The 20,511-nt window shown below is 61.2% G+C and carries 18 protein-coding genes; 4 read left to right on the top strand and 14 right to left on the bottom strand.

What is annotated here, in order from left to right:
• Positions 1-60: 60 nt before the first annotated feature.
• The 6 genes from NCT03_RS17610 to amaB form a co-directional block, all read right to left on the bottom strand.
• Positions 61-978 carry a LysR family transcriptional regulator gene (locus NCT03_RS17610; protein WP_244828354.1) on the bottom strand — a complete coding sequence of 306 codons (918 nt, stop codon included), beginning with the start codon at positions 976-978 and terminating at the stop codon, positions 61-63.
• Between the two features lie 11 nt (positions 979-989).
• Positions 990-1,376 (bottom strand): PaaI family thioesterase, encoded by a 387-nt coding sequence (locus tag NCT03_RS17605; RefSeq protein ID WP_250466828.1) that lies wholly within the window; start codon positions 1,374-1,376, stop codon positions 990-992.
• A 169-nt stretch (positions 1,377-1,545) separates the two neighbouring features.
• A complete protein-coding gene (locus tag NCT03_RS17600; RefSeq protein WP_250493290.1) occupies positions 1,546-2,094 on the bottom strand; it encodes a hypothetical protein in 549 nt (182 codons plus the stop codon).
• A 348-nt stretch (positions 2,095-2,442) separates the two neighbouring features.
• A complete protein-coding gene (locus tag NCT03_RS17595; protein ID WP_244828357.1) occupies positions 2,443-2,643 on the bottom strand; it encodes a hypothetical protein in 201 nt (66 codons plus the stop codon).
• A 255-nt stretch (positions 2,644-2,898) separates the two neighbouring features.
• The gene (locus tag NCT03_RS17590) at positions 2,899-4,071 is read right to left on the bottom strand and encodes an NAD(P)/FAD-dependent oxidoreductase (RefSeq protein ID WP_250493289.1); all 1,173 of its coding nucleotides are present in this window, start codon (positions 4,069-4,071) and stop codon (positions 2,899-2,901) included.
• 18 nt (positions 4,072-4,089) lie between these two features.
• A complete protein-coding gene (amaB, locus tag NCT03_RS17585; RefSeq protein ID WP_250493288.1) occupies positions 4,090-5,589 on the bottom strand; it encodes an L-piperidine-6-carboxylate dehydrogenase in 1,500 nt (499 codons plus the stop codon).
• A gap of 199 nt (positions 5,590-5,788) precedes the next feature.
• Between amaB and NCT03_RS17580 the strand changes: the two genes are divergently transcribed.
• Positions 5,789-6,394 carry a helix-turn-helix domain-containing protein gene (locus NCT03_RS17580; RefSeq protein ID WP_250493287.1) on the top strand — a complete coding sequence of 202 codons (606 nt, stop codon included), beginning with the start codon at positions 5,789-5,791 and terminating at the stop codon, positions 6,392-6,394.
• A gap of 13 nt (positions 6,395-6,407) precedes the next feature.
• Here NCT03_RS17580 and NCT03_RS17575 read toward each other — a convergent pair whose 3' ends face one another.
• From NCT03_RS17575 to NCT03_RS17555, 5 genes are all read right to left on the bottom strand, one after another.
• Positions 6,408-7,853 (bottom strand): cytochrome P450, encoded by a 1,446-nt coding sequence (locus tag NCT03_RS17575; protein ID WP_250493286.1) that lies wholly within the window; start codon positions 7,851-7,853, stop codon positions 6,408-6,410.
• A 67-nt stretch (positions 7,854-7,920) separates the two neighbouring features.
• Entirely contained in the window at positions 7,921-8,781 is an 861-nt protein-coding gene (locus tag NCT03_RS17570; RefSeq protein ID WP_250493285.1) for an IclR family transcriptional regulator, read from the bottom strand.
• Positions 8,782-8,850: 69 nt separating this feature from the next.
• Complete coding sequence (locus NCT03_RS17565; RefSeq protein WP_250493284.1) at positions 8,851-9,675, bottom strand: sugar phosphate isomerase/epimerase family protein; 825 nt, start codon at positions 9,673-9,675, stop codon at positions 8,851-8,853.
• 10 nt (positions 9,676-9,685) lie between these two features.
• Positions 9,686-10,297 (bottom strand): NIPSNAP family protein, encoded by a 612-nt coding sequence (locus NCT03_RS17560; RefSeq protein WP_244828366.1) that lies wholly within the window; start codon positions 10,295-10,297, stop codon positions 9,686-9,688.
• Positions 10,294-12,072, bottom strand: coding sequence for an FAD-dependent oxidoreductase (locus NCT03_RS17555; RefSeq protein WP_250493283.1), 1,779 nt, complete (start codon positions 12,070-12,072; stop codon positions 10,294-10,296). The genes NCT03_RS17560 and NCT03_RS17555 overlap by 4 nt, the downstream gene beginning before the upstream one ends.
• Before the next feature lie 372 nt (positions 12,073-12,444).
• Here NCT03_RS17555 and NCT03_RS17550 point away from each other — a divergent pair, with 372 nt between their 5' ends.
• Together NCT03_RS17550 and NCT03_RS17545 are read left to right on the top strand one after the other, a co-directional pair.
• On the top strand, positions 12,445-14,163 hold the full coding sequence (locus NCT03_RS17550) for a SulP family inorganic anion transporter (protein WP_250493282.1): 1,719 nt from the start codon (positions 12,445-12,447) through the stop codon (positions 14,161-14,163).
• A 486-nt stretch (positions 14,164-14,649) separates the two neighbouring features.
• A complete protein-coding gene (locus tag NCT03_RS17545; protein WP_250493281.1) occupies positions 14,650-15,477 on the top strand; it encodes a shikimate dehydrogenase family protein in 828 nt (275 codons plus the stop codon).
• A 301-nt stretch (positions 15,478-15,778) separates the two neighbouring features.
• On the opposite strand, the gene NCT03_RS17540 is transcribed toward NCT03_RS17545, so the two are convergent.
• Complete coding sequence (locus tag NCT03_RS17540) at positions 15,779-17,116, bottom strand: glycosyltransferase family protein (RefSeq protein WP_250493280.1); 1,338 nt, start codon at positions 17,114-17,116, stop codon at positions 15,779-15,781.
• Positions 17,117-17,627: 511 nt separating this feature from the next.
• On the opposite strand from NCT03_RS17540, the gene NCT03_RS17535 reads away from it, so the two are divergent.
• Positions 17,628-18,110, top strand: coding sequence for a hypothetical protein (locus NCT03_RS17535; RefSeq protein WP_244828372.1), 483 nt, complete (start codon positions 17,628-17,630; stop codon positions 18,108-18,110).
• A gap of 30 nt (positions 18,111-18,140) precedes the next feature.
• Here NCT03_RS17535 and NCT03_RS17530 read toward each other — a convergent pair whose 3' ends face one another.
• Together NCT03_RS17530 and pdxY are read right to left on the bottom strand one after the other, a co-directional pair.
• Positions 18,141-19,100 (bottom strand): MBL fold metallo-hydrolase, encoded by a 960-nt coding sequence (locus tag NCT03_RS17530; RefSeq protein ID WP_250493279.1) that lies wholly within the window; start codon positions 19,098-19,100, stop codon positions 18,141-18,143.
• A 115-nt stretch (positions 19,101-19,215) separates the two neighbouring features.
• Positions 19,216-20,094 carry a pyridoxal kinase PdxY gene (pdxY, locus tag NCT03_RS17525; RefSeq protein WP_244828375.1) on the bottom strand — a complete coding sequence of 293 codons (879 nt, stop codon included), beginning with the start codon at positions 20,092-20,094 and terminating at the stop codon, positions 19,216-19,218.
• Positions 20,095-20,511: the final 417 nt, after the last annotated feature.

The following is a 20,511-nucleotide window of genomic DNA, read 5'->3' as shown; positions in this document are numbered from 1 at the left end:
ACGCTCGACCGCGTCCAACCGCATTTTGGCAAGCATCGTTCGCGGATGACGAACGCTCGCTTATGTGCCCGCTTCCACCGATCGCAAATGATCGAACAAAAGACGGCTCACTGGCGACAACGCGCCCGTATCGCGCACGACGATCACGAGGCTGCGCGCGGCCCACTCCTCGTCGAGCGCGACGGCAGCGAGTCCAAGCTGTCGCCCCATCGCCTCGAATACGCGATGCGGCAACACGCCCACGCCCATGCCCGCCTGAACCATGCGGCAAACGGCATCGAAGCCCGGCACATGAATGCGCAGCCGCAACGCCTTGCCAGCTTGCCGCGCGGCCAGATGCGTGCGCATATTGATGGAACTGGCCGAATGCAGGCCAATATGGTCGAAGTCGAGCGTATCGGCGAAAGTGACGTGCTCGCGTTGGCTCAGCGGATGATCGCCCGGCGTCACGATCACGAGACGGTCATGGCGGTAATGCGTGGATTGAAGTCCGCGCGTGTCGGCATCGCCCGAACAAATGCCGAGATCGACGAGACTATCCAGCACGCCTTCCACGATGCCGCCGCTCGGCCGCTCCTCCAGATCGATCTTGATCTGATCGTGCACGGTGATGAACGCGCGCAAATCTTCCGGAAGGAATTCGACGATGGCGGAAAGATTCGCCATCATCCGCACATAACCGCGCACGCCGCTCGCATGTTCCGCCAGTTCGATGCCGATATTCTCGACATCGCGCAACACGCGGCGCGCATGGTGCAGTAGCGTTTCGCCCGCGGGCGTGAGCTCCATTCCACGCGCCTTGCGCTCGAACAACACGGCGCCGACCGCTTGCTCGAGTTCCAGCAACCGCTTGCTCGCCGCCGAGACCGCGATCGCTTCACGTTCCGCCGCGCGTGTGAGCGTGCCTTCCTCGAAAACCGCGAGAAAGAGTTGCAGCGTGGTGAGGTCGAGGCGCCGGAGCAGGTTGCGAGAGGTCATGGCATGGTGCTTCAGCGCGCGTACTTGAACGTGCCTTGCGCGCTCGCGATCATCACGCGCTCGTCTATCCACGCTTCGCCGCGCGCAAAGTAAACCGAGCGTCCCTGTCGCTCAAGGAATCCTTTGGCGACCACCTTGTCGCCAATACCTCGATCCAGATAGTTGACCGTGAGCGAAAGCGTGAACCCGTGGATGGGCGTGGAACCGCTCGTGAAAAGACCCGCGTAACCGCAGGCGGCGTCGAGCAAGGTAGCGATCGCGCCGCCCTGAAGAATACGTTGACGGTTCAAATGCCCCGCGTGAATTGGCATATTGAATTCTGCATACCCGGCGCGCCATGCCGTAAGGGTCGCGCCAAGCGCTTCGAGAAACGGATTGTCCAGATCCAGGTTCGCCACGTTTGCGGATCTCCTTGCATCGTCGATGCTTGCGGGTGCTGCGCGGATTTGGAATATTGCATGCGATTGTGCCATCGGGGCGCGCAACGTGCCGCCACGTTGGGTTTCTCGCGCACATCAAAAACCCGCGCGAGGCGGGTTTTGAAGAGGTCGTTCAAGTCTTAGGCCTTCATTTGGTCGGCGCAACTGCGCGCAAAGCGTCGATTCGGCTGACGAGCTTGAGATACCACGCGAGCATGGCAAAGGTCGCGAGCTTTGCCAAAGACTCGACGCTGGATAAGAACGCCAGCCATGGCGCATGAACGAATTCGGCAGGCAAGTCAGGTACGATGGCCAGCACGCTCGTCAAGCATACAAAGAGCAGCAGATAGCGCGCCGACTTGCGTCCGGCAAGCGCAAAGGCTGCGATAGCGCCGAGCATCGCCTTCGAAAAGATGACGCCGGCAATCTCCTCCGTGCTGCTGTTGGCGTCGATTTCCCAAGGCGCCTCGAATATCGACCATGCAACGACTACACACGCCGACGCTGCAACCGCACGGCGCAGACGATCCGCGTCCGCCACGAGATCTTGAAGCGAGCGCTTGCCTGACGGCGGTTCGAACGGTGGCGTGACAGGCAGCTCGAACGCGACCGGCGGCAAGTCGGCTGGTCTGTCGCGCATGCGCGGGGCGGGCGGCGACATCAGTTCCAGTGGCCCGGGATCGTCACCGCCGCTCATGACACGCTCGCAAAACATGCGGTTGCCGAGCGGTCAAATCTTGCCGCTCCCCGATATCTTTCATTGGAATTCTCCATTCACAAGCGTCAGCGTAGGCGATCAAAAAAACTCGCTCCACGTTCTCACGCGACGCCACATTGCCAAAATGCGTCAACCGCGTTTTTTTAGCTTGCAATGGAAATAATTTTCCAGCGCCGATTGATGCGCGTGAATCGTGGAAGCTTAATGACCTGAAGCGATCATAAGCAAAATCCTTTTCTCGCGTGAATGGCTTTTTCTATCGGGCAGAGTTGCGCTACGCGTGCCATAAAGCGTGTCGCACGCGCAACGAATCGGAAAAGAAAATGATCAGTTATACCCGCGAATCACGCAGGATTTTTGTTCCTCTTCGGTTTTCTCGCCTGCAAAACGACCGCAGATTTCCGCAACATACTGTGGTGCGCCGCTGACCTGGCTGGACTTGTGACACACCGGGGCAGTTGTTGCCGACGCGGTGTCGGCTTCGTCTTCCAGCCATTGTGCGAGCCGGGCGCTCATATAGGCTTCCATGTCTTGTCTCCGTACTAAAAACGCAAGTTGCGTCTGACGGTTTAAGCATGCGCTTATCGGCGTCTATTGGCCCTAGTGGATTTCATTAATGGACGAACGGCATTTTTGTGACTTGCTCGAAAAAATTGCTATTTACCGCGTGCCCATGTCGTTGACAGCAATCTGCTAATTTCTCTGACGGCCATATTAGCGCCTGCTTTTGCAGACGGTAATGCAGCCATGCTGGTTTATGCAACTCGACTGCATATAGCTTTTTCAAACCACGTTTTTTTCAATGATCGGCCGGCAGGTCAACACACGCGCCCAATCGAGCGAAGATAAATCCAGCGTAATGTATTTTCCATGCAAGATAAGTTCGCTCAAGCCCCGTCCCGTTGCGGGTCCTTGTTGCAAGCCGTGTCCGCTAAACCCATTGGCAAAAAGGCAATTCTCGATGTGCGGGTGGGCCCCAATGATCGCATTCTGGTCAAACACGTTGTATTCATAATACCCAGACCAGCATCGTTCCACGCGCAGCGCTTCGAATCCCGGAACGCGGTGCGCAAGCGTCGGCCAAATGACATCGTCAAAAAGCGCGTGATCGACTTCATCGAGCGGCAGGTCGTCCGGATCGTTGTCCGCCGAAGGCGATGTGCCGCAGATAAACGTGCGTCCCTCAGGGCGAAAGTAGACGCCACTCGGATCAATCAACAACGGGCAGTCTTCGAGCACCGCTGGCGACGATACGTTGAAAATGCTGCGCCGCCGCGCATACACCGGAATATCGATGTCGAGCATTGCCGCAATCCGGCGCGACCAAGCTCCCGCTGCGTTGACGACGACATCGCATGCGAACGCTTCGCCGTTCGAGGCAAGCACGCGCTTCGCCTGGCCGCCTTGGCATTCAATATCCGTCACTTCGGCGGCCACGTAACGCGCGCCCAGCGCCTGCGCCTTGCGTCGTAGTGCCTGGACGAGACCATAGCCGTCGAACCAGCCTTCGCCGGTCTCGCCGAACGCACCCGCCGCAAGGTCTTTTGTATTCAACCAGGGGAAGCGCGCGCGCAGGGAAGCGGGATCGAGCAAGGTGATATCCGCGCCGAGTTCGCGTTGCAGCGCATGGTTCTCTTGCAGCGTGGACAGGCCCGGTGGCGTCGCGAGAAAGAGATAGCCGCCTTCGTGCAGATCGACCGAAGGCCGTTCGCCGTTCACTTCGAGGCGCTCGCCAATCGACCGCAAGAACTCGATACCGAACAACGACATACGCACGGAAAGCGGCGTCGAAAATTGCTGTCGGATCGACGCCGCCGACAACGCCGACGACGAGCGCGCGTAAGTCGGATCGCGCTCGATCACCGTGACTTGCACGCCTGGATCCATCATGCGAAGAAAGTACGCGGTCGAACTGCCGATCACGCCGCCGCCAACGATCACAACCTTGGACACCACGCCGCCTCCGTTTAAGGACTAGCCGAGATTGAAGTCGATGCCCTGTGCAAGCGGCAATTCCGACGAATAGTTGATCGTGTTGGTCGCGCGCCGCATGTAGGCCTTCCAAGCGTCCGAGCCGGATTCGCGTCCGCCGCCGGTTTCCTTTTCGCCGCCGAACGCGCCGCCGATCTCCGCGCCACTCGGCCCGATGTTGATATTGGCGATGCCGCAATCGCTGCCCGATGCCGACAGAAAGCGCTCCGCCTCGCGCAGATCCGTCGTGAAGGCGCATGAGGACAAGCCGTGCGCGGCGGCGTTGTTCGCGGCGATGGCGTCATCGAAATCGGTGTAGCGCATCACATAGAGAATGGGCGCGAAGGTTTCCTTCAGCACGACTTCGCTTTGTGCGGGCATTTCGACGAGCGCGGGACGCACGTAATAGCCATTCTCGTTACCCGTCACGCTCACGCGTTCGCCGCCGAACACCTTGCCGCCCTCGCCCTTCGCCTGCTCCAGCGCGTCCTGCATGCGCGCGAAAGCCTGCACGTCGATGAGCGGTCCCATCAACACGCCGTCGTTCAACGGATTGCCGACCGGGACTTTTGCATACAAATCCTTGAGGCGAGCGACGGTTTCGTCATAGATGCTCTCATGGACGAAAAGACGCCGCAGCGACGTGCAGCGCTGCCCCGCGGTGCCGACCGCCGAAAACAGAATGCCGCGCAGCGCGAGGTCGCGATTGGCCGTCTGCGAGACGATGCCCGCGTTGTTGCCGCCGAGTTCGAGGATGGAGCGCCCGAAACGGCGCGCCACTTCCACGCCCACCGCGCGGCCCATTTCCGTGCTGCCGGTCGCGCTGACGATATCGGAGCGTTTGTCCGCGACGAGCTTCGCGCCCACTTCACGGTCGCCGATCAGAACCGATGCCAGGCCGGCCGGCGCGGTGCCGAACTCGTCGAGTACATCGCGCATGATGCGATCGACGGCGAGCGCGGTAAGCGGCGTCTTTTCCGACGGCTTCCACACGACCGCATTGCCGCACACGAGCGCAAGCGCCGCGTTCCACGACCACACCGCGACCGGAAAATTGAATGCAGAAATGATCGTGCAGACGCCGAACGGATGCCACGTTTCCGCCATTCGATGACCGGGCCGCTCGGAGGCGATCGTCAGACCATACAGTTGCCGCGAAAGGCCGACGGCGAAGTCGCAAATGTCGATCATTTCCTGCACTTCGCCCAGGCCCTCTTGCAGGATCTTGCCCGCTTCGAGCGCGACGAGCCGGCCGAGCGCAGCCTTCTTTTCGCGCAGGCGATTGCCGAGCAAACGCACCAGTTCGCCACGTCGCGGCGCCGGAACGTTGCGCCATACGGCAAATGCGCTGCGGGCTTGCGCAAGCGCGGCATCGACATCGGCGGAAGTATGGCGTTTCACGCGTCCGATGATTTCGCCGCTGATGGGCGAAGTGACAGTCATGTCGCCCTCGTTCGCGATGCCTGCGATACCGAGGTCGGAGAGAATGGTCTTGGCGTCCACAGTGAACTCCTTTTGCATACAAAATTAGCTTCGCCGTTTCCGATGCGAAACAACGGTCAAGTTCGGAAACTATACGCGCAGCCTCCCATGCTCACAACGCTGTCAATATTGGGGTTCTCACCAGTCTCGGTTTGCATACCGAATGCAAACGCCCGAAAAGTCGATGGTATTATCGGAAACAAACCACCTTTGACCCTCCATGTCCACTTTGCCCGCCAAAAATTCGACTGAGCAATCCGCAGCCGATCTCGGACGACGGGTAAAGCACGCTCGCACCGCTCAGAATCTCACGCTGGAAACCGCGAGCCGACTATGCGGCGTGTCGCGCTCGGCGTTGTCGAAGATCGAGAACGGCTTGATGTCGCCGACTTTCGATGTCTTGCAGAAGATAGTACGCGGCCTGCAGATCGATCTCGCGGAACTGTTCGGCAGCGCGCCCGCTGCCAGCGCAAGCGGCCGGCGCGCACTCACGCGACGCGACGAAGGGCAAAGGCACGCGTATCGCGGTTATCAGATGGAATTGCTGGCGACTGAACTCGCGCACAAGGCGATGCTGCCGTTTCGCATCCGCATCTCGGCGCATACACTGGATGCCTTCGACGACTGGGGCCGTCACGAAGGCGAAGAGTTTTTGTACGTGATCAGCGGTAGCGTATGCCTCTACTCGGAACTCTATGCGCCGACGCATCTGAATGCGGGCGACAGCATCTATTTCGACAGCCGCACGGGCCACGCGGCGATATCGACCAGCGCGGAAGATGCCGAAGTTCTGTGGATGGCAACCGGTGCCGCCGACGTTCAATGAACGATGACGCGGTTCAAGCGGGCCGCAAAGCGAGCCGCATCGGCATGCGATTCGGCACCACCGTGAAGTTGCAGACTTCGTGAATATCGGCGGCATCCTGAGCCAGGCGCGCCGTGAAATTCGCCGTGAGCATCGAAATGACGAGCCGCATTTCGACCGCTGCCAGATGTCGTCCCGGACACACGCGCGGCCCCGCGCCGAATTGCAGATAAGCACGTGGATCGTGCGTTCCCTGATTTGCGTGCTCGCCCGCCTGCAGCCGATGCTCGCGCAGCCAGCGATCCGGATCGTAGCGCGCGGGATCGCTGAAGTGGCTTTCGTCAAGCATCGCGGGACGATTTAGAAAAAAGAGCTTGGTGCCCGCGGGTAGCCGTACGCCCTGCAACTCCACTTTCTCCAACGGTTCCAGCGACAAATACGGCGCCACCGGATGCAGTCGGCTCGCCTCCGTGCAGACGGCCTCGCATAGATCGAGTTCGCGCATTGCCTGATAACTCGGACAAACGCGCGCGTCGCCGAACGTGCATTTTGCATGCGTCGCGATGCGCGTCTGCAAGGCTTCATCGCCGCCGAGAAACAGGAGTCCCCATGCGAGCGATGCCACCGTCGTGTCTTCGCCCGCAACGAGCATCGTCATGACGTTGGCGGCGACTTCGTCATCGGTGAGGCCGGACTCGGGCGCGTCACGCAGCGCGAGCATCGCTTCGAGCAAATTGCGCGGCTCGCGTGCAGATGCCTCGTCACGCATGCGCTCGCGCGATCTCGACATCAAGCCACGCACATAGCGATGCACTTCGGCCATCGCACGATCGAATCGGCGGTCGCGCGGCAGCCGCATATAGCGCCAGTAGGGAAACGGCGTGGAGAGGCGCGTCATGATCATCGGCAGAAGCTGCGAGAGATGCTCCTGGATGACGCCGCGTTCTTTTTCCAGCGTGTTCGGGTCTTCGCCGAATGCGAGCGCGCTCGTGACATCGACGGTATAGCGCTTCAAATCGTCGTTCATCTCGACGATACGTCCCTCGCGCGCGGCCGACTCCCAGCGCCGCCGCAAACGCTCGGTGATCGCGGCCAGCGTCGGATAAAACGCCTTGATATGCGGCACGGACAGCGCCTGCATCACGAGCCGACGCTGCGGCGCCCACGCTTCGCCTTCGATGGAAAAGAGACCGTTGCAGCCGACTTCATCGAACAAGGTTTCGAGCGGACCGTAACGCCGATAACGATGCGGACGTTCACGCAAAACCGCTTGCGACAGCTCGAAATCCGACCACACGACAATAGGCACGCGGCCGAGCTTGAAGCGATACGGCGTGCCCAGTTCCTTCGCCCATCGCTCGAGCGTCAGATGATGAGTCGATGGCGGCAATTGAAAGAGATTGCCCGCGAGCGGCAAGCCGCGCGGCGAAGGCAAGTCGTCGATTTCGCGCAAACACGCTGTGACGGACGCGGCATTCATGATCGGCCTCGCAAGCGCTGATGTGCACAGCATAGTGCACGCGCGACGCGCGCGACGGCCGTTGCGCTTATTGAACGAGAGCGCTTTTTGCCCGCTTCTTGCCAGCAGGCACCGGCGTTTCGGCAACGACCGGAGCTTGAGTCAACGGCCGCTTGAAATAAGGCGAGCTCAAGGTTGCCGCGCTCATATCGGATGCCGCTTCGAGCAGCGCGGGCGCAAGCTCTTTCAGACGCGTTTCCGGCAAACGGCTCGTCGGGCCCGCGAGACTGACGACACCCACGACCACGCCCGTCATCGGATGATGAATCGGCGCGGCCATCGACGTCATGCCAGCTTCGTAGGTTTCGCTCGCGATGCCGTAACCGCGTTCGCGCGCCGCGCGCAAGTCGGTCAGGAACTGCTGAATCGTCTTCGGCGCCTTCGGACCGCCTTGTCCGGGCTTGCCGAGTCCGCCTTGCTTCGACACGAGTTCGAGCGCTTCCTCATCGGTCAGCGACGACAACCACGCCTGTCCGCTTGCCGTGCAATGCAAGGGCGGCTGGCTGCCCATGTCCGGATCGTAGCGCAGCCCGGACTTCGCGCCCTGCGCCTTGCCGACGAAGGTGATGTGATCGTCCTCCACCACGCCAAGCCGCGCCAGTTCGCCCGACGCCGCCGCGAGGCGGTCGAGCACCGGTTGTGACACATCGAGCACGCCGCCCGTCGAAAGATAGATCAGCGCAAGCGACACGAGCTTCAGCGCGAGCATGTACTCGCCGTGATCCTCGTCCTGGCGCACGTAGCCTTCGTCGATCAACATCGCGAGCAGACGATGCGTGCCGCTGCGGGGAATGCTCAAGGTATCCGCGATGGCGGCAAGCGGCATGCGTCCGCCGTTCTTCGCCAGCAGTTCGATGATGGACAACGCGCGCTCAAGATTTCCTGCCATGTTTCGTTACCTCGAAGTTCCGATTCGGAATTTGAACATGATTCCACCTCGGAATTCAACCGCCATCGTTCAATGCCCGGCATAAACCTCGTCGAGCAAGGCAAGCGTCGCTTCGCGCATGCGCTTCGCGCGCTCGAGCGCGTTGGTGGTCTTGGCCCACTGTTGCGTCGGTATTTCGAGTGAAAGCGGCAAGTCTTCTGGCAGTGCATGCAAAATGCCAGCCAAGTCGATACCTCCTTCACCCGGAATCATCCGCTCGCAGCGCGCCTGGAAAAGTAGTGTTTCGAGGTCGGTCGGGCGCTCGGCGGGCGCGTCGCAGAACTGCACATAGCCGAAATACTCGCGCGGCAACTCACTCAGCGTCTGGGTCGACGACCCCGCGCGGTCGAAGTGAAGCGGATCGATGATCAGCCCCGTGTTGTTGCGTTCCGCCGCCTTCACGATGCGCGCGGCTTGCACGATGTCCTTCGCGTCGGTCCACGGCATCGGTTCGAGCGATGGCGAGAGGCCATACGGACGCGCCAGATCGCACAACTGCGCGAGACGCTCGGCGGTGCGCGACTCGTCGGGATCGTTGCCCGCGACGAGCACATAGCGCGCGCCAAGTTCGGCGGCGGTCGCAAGCATCGGCTCGTACGCGGTTACATCGGTGTCGGGTTTGAGGCGAAGAATTTCCGTGTCGAGCACGCCAATGCCGGTGTCCTTCAACGCCGCGAGCGTCTCGCGCACGAGCGGTGTATCGCCGATGATGTCGTGCCGCACTTCGATATCGGTCGCCGGAAGAAGGCGCAGGCCGACATAGTCATAGCCCGCCTTCGCCGCGCATTCGACCATCTGCGGCGGCGTCAATTCGAGCACGGTCAAAGCTGAGAGCGAAAGTTTTCGTGTGGACATATGGATTTCCTTAGCGTAGTGGCGAGAACGGTGCGGGCACATAGATGGTCGATTCCATCGTCGTCAGATGCGCGGGTCCGCCCTTCGGCGGCCATACGCCATCCTTCACCGATTCCGCGCGAATACGCGAGCGTTCATCCACGCTCTTGTACGGCCAGATGTTCAGAAAACGCGGCACGGTGCCATCGAGCGCGTACATTGCACCGATCAACGGCGAACGCTTCGTGCGTTCGGGCAAGGCGTTCTGCCACGCGTCGATGGTGTGCTGCAGGCTCGCGAGCTTCGTGCCGTAAACGCGCATCTCATAGATGCCGTTGTGTTCGGCAGGCTCGATCGGCGGCAGGAATGGAAAGAGCGCATAGCTATTTATTTCGACATCCGTAATGAATTCGCCGCAACCGAACGGATTGCCTTCGAGCAGAAGGCGCCTGCGTTCATCGATCAGTGCCGCTTCGGAAGCGTAGCCGCGCAAGACCATCACCTTGCCCAAGGCACCGATATCGGAATACCAGCATCCGAGCAAGCGCGCGCCTGCTTGCTCGCCGCTCGACTTGATGTTTTCGAAGACCTGCGCATTCGTGCCGATCTTCACGGTGAGTGTGACTGTGTCGTACAGGGTCATTGAAATGTCCTTGCCTGATTGAACTGGGAGAGAGTGGTCATGGTTTCGATGCGATGCGCTTCGCGTTCACTGCTGTCATCGCTTTGATCTGCAAGTGCGTGGCCCGCGAGATAACCGAAGGTCATCGCCGGACCGAGCGTGATGCCGCCTGCGGGATAGTGGCCGCCCATCATGCTCGCGGCATCGTTGCCAACTGCGTAGAGGCCGGCAATCGGCATGTGCGCTTCGTCCAGCACGCGGGCGCTCGAATCGGTAGCAAGGCCGGAAAATGTACCAAGGCTGCCGGGCAGCACTTTCACTGCGTGATACGGGCCATCGGCAATAGGTGCAACGCATGGATTCGGCTTATGCGATGCATCGCCCTGCATGCGGTTGTAGGGTGTCGAGCCTCGATGAAATTGCGGATCTAAGCCGTCGCGAGCGTAGTGGTTATACGCCGCGATGGTTTCGATGAAGCCAGTTGGCTCGATGCCGCAAACTCGCGCCAGCGCTTCGAGCGTGGGCGCGCTTTTCAGATAGCCCGAGCGTTCGTGCGCGCGCAACGGGAATGGAAACGGCTTCGCGGCACCAAGGCCATAGCGTCGCAGAAAACGATGATCGCAGACGAGCCACGCGCACACTTCATCGCCTGCGGGTGTGATGTCCATCAACGCGGACATGAAGTCGTAGTACGACGACGCCTCGTTCACAAAGCGCCTTCCCGCACGCGTCACCGCGATCAGACCAGGCTTGCCGCGTTCGATCAGATGCGCGAACGCGACATGCGGACCATCGCGCTTCGGAACGAGCGAAACGGGCGCCCAAGCCGCGGGATTTTCGAGCACTGCGTTGAAGTATGCGCCTGCGGCCTCGCCCATGCGAATGCCGTCGCCGGTGTTGGAACGCGGCGCCGCGGACCAATGTTCGCGGCCCGTCGGCGTATAAGCGAACGTAGCCGCGCGACGTGCTTCATCGTGCGGATAACCACCGCACGCGAGCACCACGCCGCGTCGCGCATGGACCTCATGCTTTACGCCCTCGATCTCGACATGAGCGCCGATCACACGATAGCCATCGCGCAAGAGACCGACCGCTTTAGCGCGCGTGCGCAGATCGACGCCACGATCCGCCGCCGACTTCAAGAGTCTTGCAATGAGCGCATTGCCGTTCAATAGATGCATCGATCTGCCGTAGCGAAGCTTGTCGTGCGCGAACTTGGCGAAGCGTTTGGTGACATGCCACGCGGAGCGCATCGAGCGCGTGGCGTTCAGAAAGTGCGTGAGCTCTTGTCCTGGAGAGATCGCCATGCCGTTGATCGTCGTATCGAGAAGCGGTGGCCGCAGCTTGTCGATGAGCGCCCCGAGTTCGCGACCATCGAAAGGCATGGCGCACACGGAGCGGCCACCCGTTCCCGCGCCTTGCGAGGTATGAAAGTCCGGAATGCGGTTGCCATCGATGAAACGCATCGACGTATTTGTCTCGAAGAACTCGACCATGCGCGGACCGTGTTCGATGAGCGCGTCGACTTTAGCCGCGTCGTATTGCGCGCCGAGTTCGGCCTTCAGATACGTTCGCGGCGCGTCTGCTTCCTCGATCATTCCTGCGCGCGTCGCAAGCGGACTGCGCGGAACCCACATCCAGCCGCCCGACCACGCGGTCGTGCCGCCGAAGACGTCTTCCTTCTCGCAGACCAAAACGGAGAGTCCGCGCGTGGCCGCTGTCACGGCCGTCGATAGTCCGCCCGCACCGGAACCGAGCACGAGGACATCGCATTCCAGTACCGGGTCAGGCTTCATTGTTCGGCCTGGGTTGATGCCTATTGCTTGCCGGCGCACGCGGCGAAGAGTCCTCGTGCAGCAAACGCATGCTGTCTGGTGACGTTCGATGTCGCGTAGACAGCCGAGAAACAAGCTCGCGCATACGGCCGCTTGTATTCGATCTAACCAGCGTCTCCATCATTTTTGTCTCGCTCCTTCCGATTCGGATCGCAGTGAGACGCGACTCGAAGCTGCCTTTAGCTGTAGAACTGTCTTTGATATTGGAATCCTATTCCATTTTCCGATCGCGCGCAAAGACCTTTTTAGATTGCTCGGCGTGAGTGATGAAGCCGCTTGGCATTGCGGCCGTCATGGGGCACGATGCGCTCTTCCCGCGACCCGGTATAACGCATGCAAGATTCAACTCCGCGACCTCCCGTGCCGCCGCGTTTCCTGAAAGGCATCTTGCCGATCGACCGGCTCGCTGCGGGACGCGACATCCTTGCGGGGCTCTCGCTCGCATCGATGGATATCCCGCAAGTCTTGGGCTATGCGCGCATTGCCGGCATGCCTGCGGTTACAGGTTTGAATACCGCATTCATTCCGCTCGCCGCGTTCGCGTTGTTCGGGGCATCGCGCCATCTCGTGGTGGCTGCCGATTCCGCCACCGCCACGATTTTCGCGAGCCGCGTATCGACCATCGCGCCGATGGCGAGCGCCGAATATGTCGAACTGGCAAGCATGGTCGCGCTGCTGACTGCCGCGTTGTTGCTGCTCGCACGGCTCTTCAGGCTCGGCTTTCTCGCCGATTTCCTTTCGCGCACGGTGCTGGCCGGTTTCCTGGCGGGCGTCGGCATACAGGTGTCGATCGCCATGCTCGGCGATATCCTCGGCATGACCGTGCCGGTGCCGTCGTCGCGCAGCCTTGCGCAGCTTTGGTATGTTGTCGACCATATCGTCGAAGCGAACTTGCCGACGCTCGCTCTCTCGTTACTCGTGATCGTCGCGATACTTGGCTTCAGACGTATCTGGCCGCGCGTGCCGATACCGCTCGTCGCGGTCATCGGCAGCATCCTCGCGAGCAAGACGTTCGGGTTCGCGGCCCACGGCATCGCGGTCCTTGGCCCGGTCGCAGGCGGATTGCCGCCGCTGCGCGTGCCGCACGTCACGTGGCAGCAGTTTCTCGATCTCGTGCCCGTGGCGGCGTCGTGCTTCGTGATGATCGTGGCGCAAAGCGCGGCCGCGGCGCGCGTCTTCGCACAGCAGCACCACGAGTCCGCCGATACCAACGGCGACTTGCTCGGCCTCGCCGCCGCGAATGCGGCTGCCGCGTTCAGCGGCGCCTTCGTGGTCAACGGCAGCCCGACGCAGACAGCGATGGCCGATCGCGCCGGCGCACGCAGCCAGATCGCGCAACTCACCTTCGCGGCGGTGGTGGTCGTCGTCTTGATGTTTTTGAGCGGCTTTTTGCAGTACCTGCCGCATTGCGTGCTTGCCGCGATCGTCTTCACTATCGCCGTCGGGCTCGTCAATGTGCAAAGCTTGCAGGCCATTCGGCGCGAGAGTCCGGGAGAGTTCACGCTGGCGCTGATCACGGCGGCGGCGGTCGTTCTGATCGGGGTCGAGCATGGCATCTTGCTTGCCGTGGCGTTGTCGCTGATGCGGCATGTGCGGCATAGCTATCGTCCGCATACGATGGTACTCGCGCCCGTCGCGCCGGACCGCCGATGGCAGTTCGTACCGACGCGTCCCGGCGTCGTCACCGCGCCTGGCTTGATCGTGTATCGGTTCGGCGCCGATCTGTTTTATGCGAACGATCATCTCTTCGCGGCGGAAGTGAAGCAGTTGATCGATGCGGCGCCTCTTGAACTACGTCATTTTGTCGTCGATGCCGGCGCGATCACCGATCTGGACTACTCGGCCGCGCGCACGTTGAGCGATCTAGTCGCGAGCGTGCGGCATCGCGATATCGCGATGATCTTCGGACGAGTGAACCCGTTTCTTCGGCTCGACATGGATCGGCATGGACTAACGGAAGTGATCGGCAAGTCCAATGTATTCGCGACGCTGCATGAGGCGCTTGCGGCTGCGGGGGTGAGTGCCGAGGCGCATGAAGCGGGGGCGCTTTGAGGTGCGGCGCGTTCGGCACGTAGGACTCAGGGCTCGGAGTTCGGCATTCGGCTTCGGCTTCGGCATCTGGCTTCGACTGCGACTGCGGCTGCGGCTGCGGCTGCGGCGTTCGGCGTTCGGCGTTCGGCGTTCGGCGTTTGGCGTTCGGCGTTCGGCGTTCGGCGTTTGGCGTTTGGCGTTTGGCGTTCGGCGTTCGGCTTCGGCACGTTCACACTCGTTTTGCATTGGATTTTGTATTTTAGATACCCACAAGTTGCGTACTGCATGCACTTTGCTTACGCTGGCGCTGAAGGCCGTGAGGCACTTCCTCCGACCACTCACTCTGCGTATTTCAAGTAAGCCGAAATCAAAGACCGTTAGTTGCCAATGCATACCGAAGATTGAATCCCATTCCAATTTAGACTACAGTTCATCAACGCTTTTGAGCTAAGACACCCATCCGCGCAACGTCCCCCGACCGAAGCGCACAAAGGAGACATTCAAAGCATGGCGCAGGACACATCCTTCTCCGCATCGCTCGATGCGGGCTTAAGCGGCGCAACTCGCCTCTACTTCATCGTCGGCGATCCCATTGCGCAAGTACGTTCGCCCTCCGGCGTGACCGCCGCCTTGCGCAAGGCAGGACACGATGCAATCGTGATCCCGGCTCACGTCGCACCTGCCGACCTCGCCGCTTTCTTCGCCGGCGTCACGCCGATGCAAAACGTCGATGGCGTCATCATCACCGTGCCGCACAAGTTCAGCGCCGCTGGCTTTTGCGCGTCGCTCGCGGAAGAATCCGCGTTCCTCGGAGCGGCCAACATGCTAAGACGCAACGCGGACGGCTCCTGGCACGGCGGCATGTCCGACGGCGCCGCGATGGTCGCGGCCCTCGGCGACGCAGGCTGCGATCCGCAAGGAAAACGCGCGCTTCTAATCGGCGCGGGCGGCGCGGGATCGGCAATCGGTCATGCGTTGGTAAATGCGGGCGTCGCATCGCTCGCTGTCCGCGATTTCGATGCCGCGCGCACCAAAGCCCTCGCCTCGCGTCTGGCGAGTCTGGGTCGCGGCGCCGTGAGCGTCGATAGCGACTCGGGCGCGGAGAACTTCGACATCGTCGTGAATGCCTCGCCTGCTGGAATGCGCGAAGGCGATCCGCTGCCGATCGATGTATCGAAGCTCGATGCAAAGACTTTCGTCGGCGATGTCGTCACGAAGCCGCCGCTTACGCCGTTCATCGAAGCGGCGCGCGCGCAAGGTTGCCGCACCGTCACCGGCACACAAATGTTCGGGCGCGTGTGCGACAAAATCGTGGACTATCTGTTGAAGCGCTGAGGCCGCGCCAACCGAATAAAGGCTTTCGGTTTCAATTCCATGGTCCTTGCTGCACTTTGATGGCCGCGCATTCGCTTCCTTCCGAAGCGCGTGCCAATCTCATCGGCCTCTTCGTAGCAGCCCGAAGCGCACCGCGAGAGTCGCTACAGCATGAAGACGCACGACGGCGCCAAGCACGATATTGACAGCGCGCTTGAACCGCAAGACGGTCAGTGCGTGACCACCATCGATTCCGCCCAGCCCGGCTATCCGCGCTCTATGCCTGCCAACGAGTGCTCATGAGCGGCAACGGCGGGTCAACTCATTTGCCCGCCGTCCTTTGATGCATGCGGACGCGTTGCACCAGTTCATCCGCAACGCGTTCCACAACGGGCCGCCAGTCGCCCGCCACATGCTGACGCAGCAGCTGCACTGAGTCGTACCACGGCTGCGTCTCGCCGGTTCCCCAACACCAGTGCGATGCAAGATCGATCATCGCCAGCACCGGCCGCCCAAGCGCGCCACCGAGATGCAAGGGCGAACTATCGATAGTCACCAATACGTCCAGCGCCGTGAGCAATGCAGCGGAGTCATGAAAATTGTCTCGATAGTGCTGCGCAACCTCGACGACACACGCACCTGCCGCGCGCATCTTTGCGATATCGCCATCGCGGCCGGGAGCAACCGGATAAAACGTCACGTTCGACAGACGCCAAAGCGGCGCAAGCGCATCGACGGGAATGCTGCGTTGACCATCGCGCCGATGCGTCGGACTGCCCGCCCAGACGATGCCGACACGCAAGTTATCGGCGCCTTCTTCTTCGAGCAAGCAGCGCCACGCCGCAACGCGTTCCGCATCGGCATGCAGATACGCGCGGCCCTCGATATCCGCCGGCATCAAGCCTAGCCAGAACGGCATGCTCATCATGGGTATGGAGTAATCGCAGCCGCTGAATGCATGTTCCGCGACCAGCACGCAATCAGGCACGACACGCTCGATGAGCGAGTGAAGGACATGGCGCACAGCCAGCATCGGCTCGCCGCCGTGCGCGCGCACCAACTCTGCGAATCGCGGATATAGACGCACGAACTGGATATCGTCGCCATGACCGATCTCGCTATACACAACCACGCGCCTTCCCGCGAGCGATTCACCGCGCCAGCGCGGCGCTTTACGTTCCACGCGGGTGACGACGCTTTTGTCGCCATGATGCGGGTTAGTCAAACGATGTTCGAAGCGCGTCCAGCCGTCACGCCACGCGCCGCGACGCAATTCGAGATCGGCTAGATCGATTGGGAGATGCGGCGCATTTGGACTCTGCGCGATAGCCTGGCGGTAAAGCGCTTCCGCTTCCTCATAACGCGCCTCTTCGTTCAGATACATCGCGATCGCGCCCGTGACGAGACCGTTGTCCGGATGCAGCCTTGCGGCATCGCGCATGACCGCTTCGGCCTTCATGCAGTCATGCCGCATCCAGTGACTATGACTGAGTTGCCAGGACAGTTCGACATCGCCAGGAAAGCACTGCAGCGCGTTTGCACAGAAGTGCTCGAGCAACGCCCAATCGCCGGAATCACGTATTTCCAAAGCGTGCTTGAGTGCGTGGTTCGCGTCGGGATACTGCTTGAAATCGAATGAATCAACGAGCAGACAAGGCATGAATGAAGCGTGGAAACGAAGCGGATTATCAGTGTAGCCAACGCATGGCGTTGCGCGCGTTCAGAAACGCAAAGATATGTTTGAAAGCGCAACGATGATGCACATCGTTCCGAAGCGCTTACTCAAGCAATGAACCCGGCGACGACGAGGTTTCAGCTTGAACGGAATCACGGCGACCATGAAATGGTGTGCTTCCGAATCGAGGTTGAGCGCCGCCCGGGCGTTTGCCATACTCCTCAATGTTGTCTCCTCACGCGTTCACCCTAACGGGATTTCAACTGGACGCGCTCTCGCCGCCTACCCCGGGCGGCATTTTTTTATCCGTCTGTTTTGCTAACTAATCGACGGATTTTCCTCAGACACTTCAAGCGTTTTCTATCAGCGCTTAGTGACAAGATAACGCCAAAATTAAGCACTCATCCGCGCTTCGTAGCAGTGCCAATTGACAGCCACTTGCGAAGCATGAAAGCATCGCCGTCGATCTTCCTCAAAACCACCGGAGACCTTCGCGATGATCTACCACGCATCCATTCCCGCCCGCGATCCACAACACGTCGCCAACGTGCTCGCCGAACTCTGGAACGGTTTCGCCGCGCCGTTTCCATCGTTTCCCGACTCGTGGATGGCCGTCGCCGGCGATGACCGCGGCAGCATCATCGAAGTCTATCCGGGCGATCGCGTCATCACGCCCGGCGGCGGCGCGGAAACCAGCGTGAGTTTTGGCGCGGGCAAGGTCGACCGTCCGCAATACAGCGCGTTTCATATGGCGATTGCCACGCAGATGGACGCGGCGCAAGTGATCGCCATCGGCGAACGCGAAGGCTGGCGCGCGGTGCGCTGCACGCGCGGCCGCAATTTCTTCGACGTGATCGAACTATGGATCGAAAACTCGACGATGCTCGAATTCCTCACGCCCGACATGCAGGCGCAGTACCTCGCATTCGCCACGCCGGAGAACTTCAAGGCAATGGCCGCAGCCGCCGCGACCGCGTGATTGACGACCAAACGCGAACGGCCGCGCGCATCATTCCTGCAACGCGGTCCACATTTCCTTGTCGCGCTCGGCGGTCCAGATGCGCGGATGCGTGATCCCGCTCGCTTCGTCGAAGGCGCGCGAGACATCGAAAGGCAGGCAATGCTCGTAGATGAAGACGTGGCCGAACTTCGGGTCCATCGACTTGCGTGCGAGCGCCATCGCGCCCTTGAGGTCGAGTCGTTGCGCAACGGCTTCGCGCCCGGCGGCAAGCAGTGTCGTGACGAAGTCCTTCGTGTAGTCGAGACCCTTGTGCACACCTTGAGGCGTGAGCAACGCGGGGCCACGGCCCGGCACGAGCTTCCGCGCATCCAGCGCGCGCAAGGCTTCGAGCGTCGTGGGCCATTGCGCGAGCTGGGCATCGCCGCAATAACACGCGGCGTCGTATTCGACTAGATCGCCCGAAAACAGCACGTCCTGCGATGGCAGCCATACGACCGTATCGCCCTTCGTGTGACCCGCGCCGAGATGCGCGATGCGCACTTCGAGCTTGCCTAGCCAGAGCGTGATCTCGCGATCGAACACGAGCGTGGGCCATGTCAGGCCCGGCACCGTCTCGACGCCTGCGAAGAGGCGCGGAAAGCGCTCGATCTCCGACTTCATGTCCGCCTCGCCGCGCTCGACGATCATCTCGTACGTGCCACGGCTTGCGATGACCTGCTGCGCGCCTTCCGCAAAATACGCCGATGCGCCCAGCACGCGCACCGCGTGATAGTGCGACAGCACGACGTACTTGATCGGCTTGTCGGTGACGCTGCGAATCTTCGCGATGAGATCCTGCGCCATTGCGGGCGTCGCGGTCGTATCGACGATCAGCACGGCGTCGTCGCCGACGATCACGCCCGAGTTCGGATCGCCTTCTGCCGTATAGGCCCAGGCGTTCTCGGAGAGCTGCGTGAAAGTGATCTTCTTCTCTTCCAGGTCCGCCTGGGATGCGAATGCCTTTGCCATGTCGCGCTTCCATGAGTGAGAGTCGATGAATCATCGACGCCCATCTGGCGGCTTGTCAAAGGCAACCGCGCGTCCTGTCAGCCAACCAAGGGTAAATACGGGGCGCGTGGCCGGACTATCGCCGCGCCATCTCGGTGCCCGACACGCGAATGGCCGGAAACCAGTCGGTGGGCTTTGCGATCTCGTCCTGCGAGGCGACGATCTCCAGCTCGTAACGCCCAGCGTCGTAAGTCGTCTTCACCACCGCGTTGACGGCAGCGAGCGTGTGTTCGAGCGCGTGGCGCAAGGAATCGCCCTGCAAGGTGCGCGCGACGAACACACCGCTCGTCAGATCGCCGACGCCCACTGGCTGACGCGCGAACGGATACAGCGGGCGCTGCGCGAACCACGCTTCGTGTGCGTTCACGGCCAGCATGTTGAAGGTATCGGCGCGGCTGTTGCGGTCGAGCAGATGCTTGACGAGCAGCGTGCGCGGCCCGCGCGCGATGACTTCGCGGCAGGCATCGACGGCTTCTTCCACCGTCTCGATCGGCCGGCCCGCGAGCTTTTCGAGTTCGAGGTGATTGGGCATCATGGCATCGGCGACTTCGGGCATGGTCGTCACGAGGAAGTCTTCGATGCCCGGCGCCACCGTGCAGCCGCCCGTCACGCCCATGACAGGATCGCAAAAGAAGAGCGCGCGCGGATTCACCGCCTTCACCATCTTCACGATCTCGACCACCGCGCGGCCTTGCTCGGTCGCGCCGAGAAAGCCCGACAGCACGGCGTTGCAGCGACCGAGCACGCCGATCGCGCCAATACCTTCGATCACGCTCTGGAGCTCGTCGGCGTCGACCACGCTACCGGTCCAGCGGCCATATTGCGTGTGATTGGAGAACTGCACCGTGTTAAGCGGCCAGACGTTGACGCCGAGACGGCGCATTGGGAAAACCGCCGCGCTATTGCCGGCGTGGCCGAACACCACATGCGACTGGATACTCAGGACGTTGTTCATGTTTTTGATTCCCGGGTGCGGCTTGTTCGGTCAGGAGAATGCCGCATGGCATGCGGTTTCTCTTCGTGCTCGCAAGCGTTTGCGTGTTGATCGCGAAGCTTGCATAGCCGTATTGTGCCGTGCCTTAACGCACCGCGGCATCGTCCACGCACGATAAATTGCGCAGCTGCAACACCCGAGAAGGCCGTCGCACGGGCGTTCGGCACGCTGTTTGCTCGAAAATGCCGCCAGCATTCCGTGCACTGGGCGCGGCAGCGCGGATCAGTGGAACAAAAAAAGAGCGACATCGGTACACGAATGCCGACGCGCACCGGATAATGCTTCCACCCTGTTCGTGCGCGCGAACCCATGGACCTACCCCAAGCCAGCGAGCTCGCGCGCCGCCAGCATACGAGGACGAACAAGAGAGCAGCATCA

It is taken from the genome of Caballeronia sp. GAWG1-1 (assembly GCF_023631465.1).
GTDB lineage: Bacteria > Pseudomonadota > Gammaproteobacteria > Burkholderiales > Burkholderiaceae > Caballeronia.
The sequence above is the reverse complement of the archived record's forward strand: the minus strand, read 5'-3'. Positions and strand labels throughout refer to the sequence as shown.

Excerpts from the sequence above, each read along its gene's own strand:
- NCT03_RS17570 (WP_250493285.1), bottom strand. The coding sequence starts at position 8,781 with ATGGCAGGAAATCTTGAGCGCGCGTTGTCCATCATCGAACTGCTGGCG.
- NCT03_RS17565 (WP_250493284.1), bottom strand. The coding sequence starts at position 9,675 with ATGTCCACACGAAAACTTTCGCTCTCAGCTTTGACCGTGCTCGAATTG.
- NCT03_RS17530 (WP_250493279.1), bottom strand. The coding sequence starts at position 19,100 with ATGGCAAAGGCATTCGCATCCCAGGCGGACCTGGAAGAGAAGAAGATC.
- NCT03_RS17600 (WP_250493290.1), bottom strand. The coding sequence starts at position 2,094 with ATGAGCGGCGGTGACGATCCCGGGCCACTGGAACTGATGTCGCCGCCC.
- NCT03_RS17575 (WP_250493286.1), bottom strand. The coding sequence starts at position 7,853 with ATGAATGCCGCGTCCGTCACAGCGTGTTTGCGCGAAATCGACGACTTG.
- NCT03_RS17560 (WP_244828366.1), bottom strand. The coding sequence starts at position 10,297 with ATGACCCTGTACGACACAGTCACACTCACCGTGAAGATCGGCACGAAT.
- NCT03_RS17550 (WP_250493282.1), top strand. The coding sequence starts at position 12,445 with ATGCAAGATTCAACTCCGCGACCTCCCGTGCCGCCGCGTTTCCTGAAA.
- NCT03_RS17535 (WP_244828372.1), top strand. The coding sequence starts at position 17,628 with ATGATCTACCACGCATCCATTCCCGCCCGCGATCCACAACACGTCGCC.
- NCT03_RS17580 (WP_250493287.1), top strand. The coding sequence starts at position 5,789 with ATGTCCACTTTGCCCGCCAAAAATTCGACTGAGCAATCCGCAGCCGAT.
- NCT03_RS17545 (WP_250493281.1), top strand. The coding sequence starts at position 14,650 with ATGGCGCAGGACACATCCTTCTCCGCATCGCTCGATGCGGGCTTAAGC.
- NCT03_RS17555 (WP_250493283.1), bottom strand. The coding sequence starts at position 12,072 with ATGAAGCCTGACCCGGTACTGGAATGCGATGTCCTCGTGCTCGGTTCC.
- pdxY (WP_244828375.1), bottom strand. The coding sequence starts at position 20,094 with ATGAACAACGTCCTGAGTATCCAGTCGCATGTGGTGTTCGGCCACGCC.
- NCT03_RS17540 (WP_250493280.1), bottom strand. The coding sequence starts at position 17,116 with ATGCCTTGTCTGCTCGTTGATTCATTCGATTTCAAGCAGTATCCCGAC.
- NCT03_RS17595 (WP_244828357.1), bottom strand. The coding sequence starts at position 2,643 with ATGGAAGCCTATATGAGCGCCCGGCTCGCACAATGGCTGGAAGACGAA.
- NCT03_RS17610 (WP_244828354.1), bottom strand. The coding sequence starts at position 978 with ATGACCTCTCGCAACCTGCTCCGGCGCCTCGACCTCACCACGCTGCAA.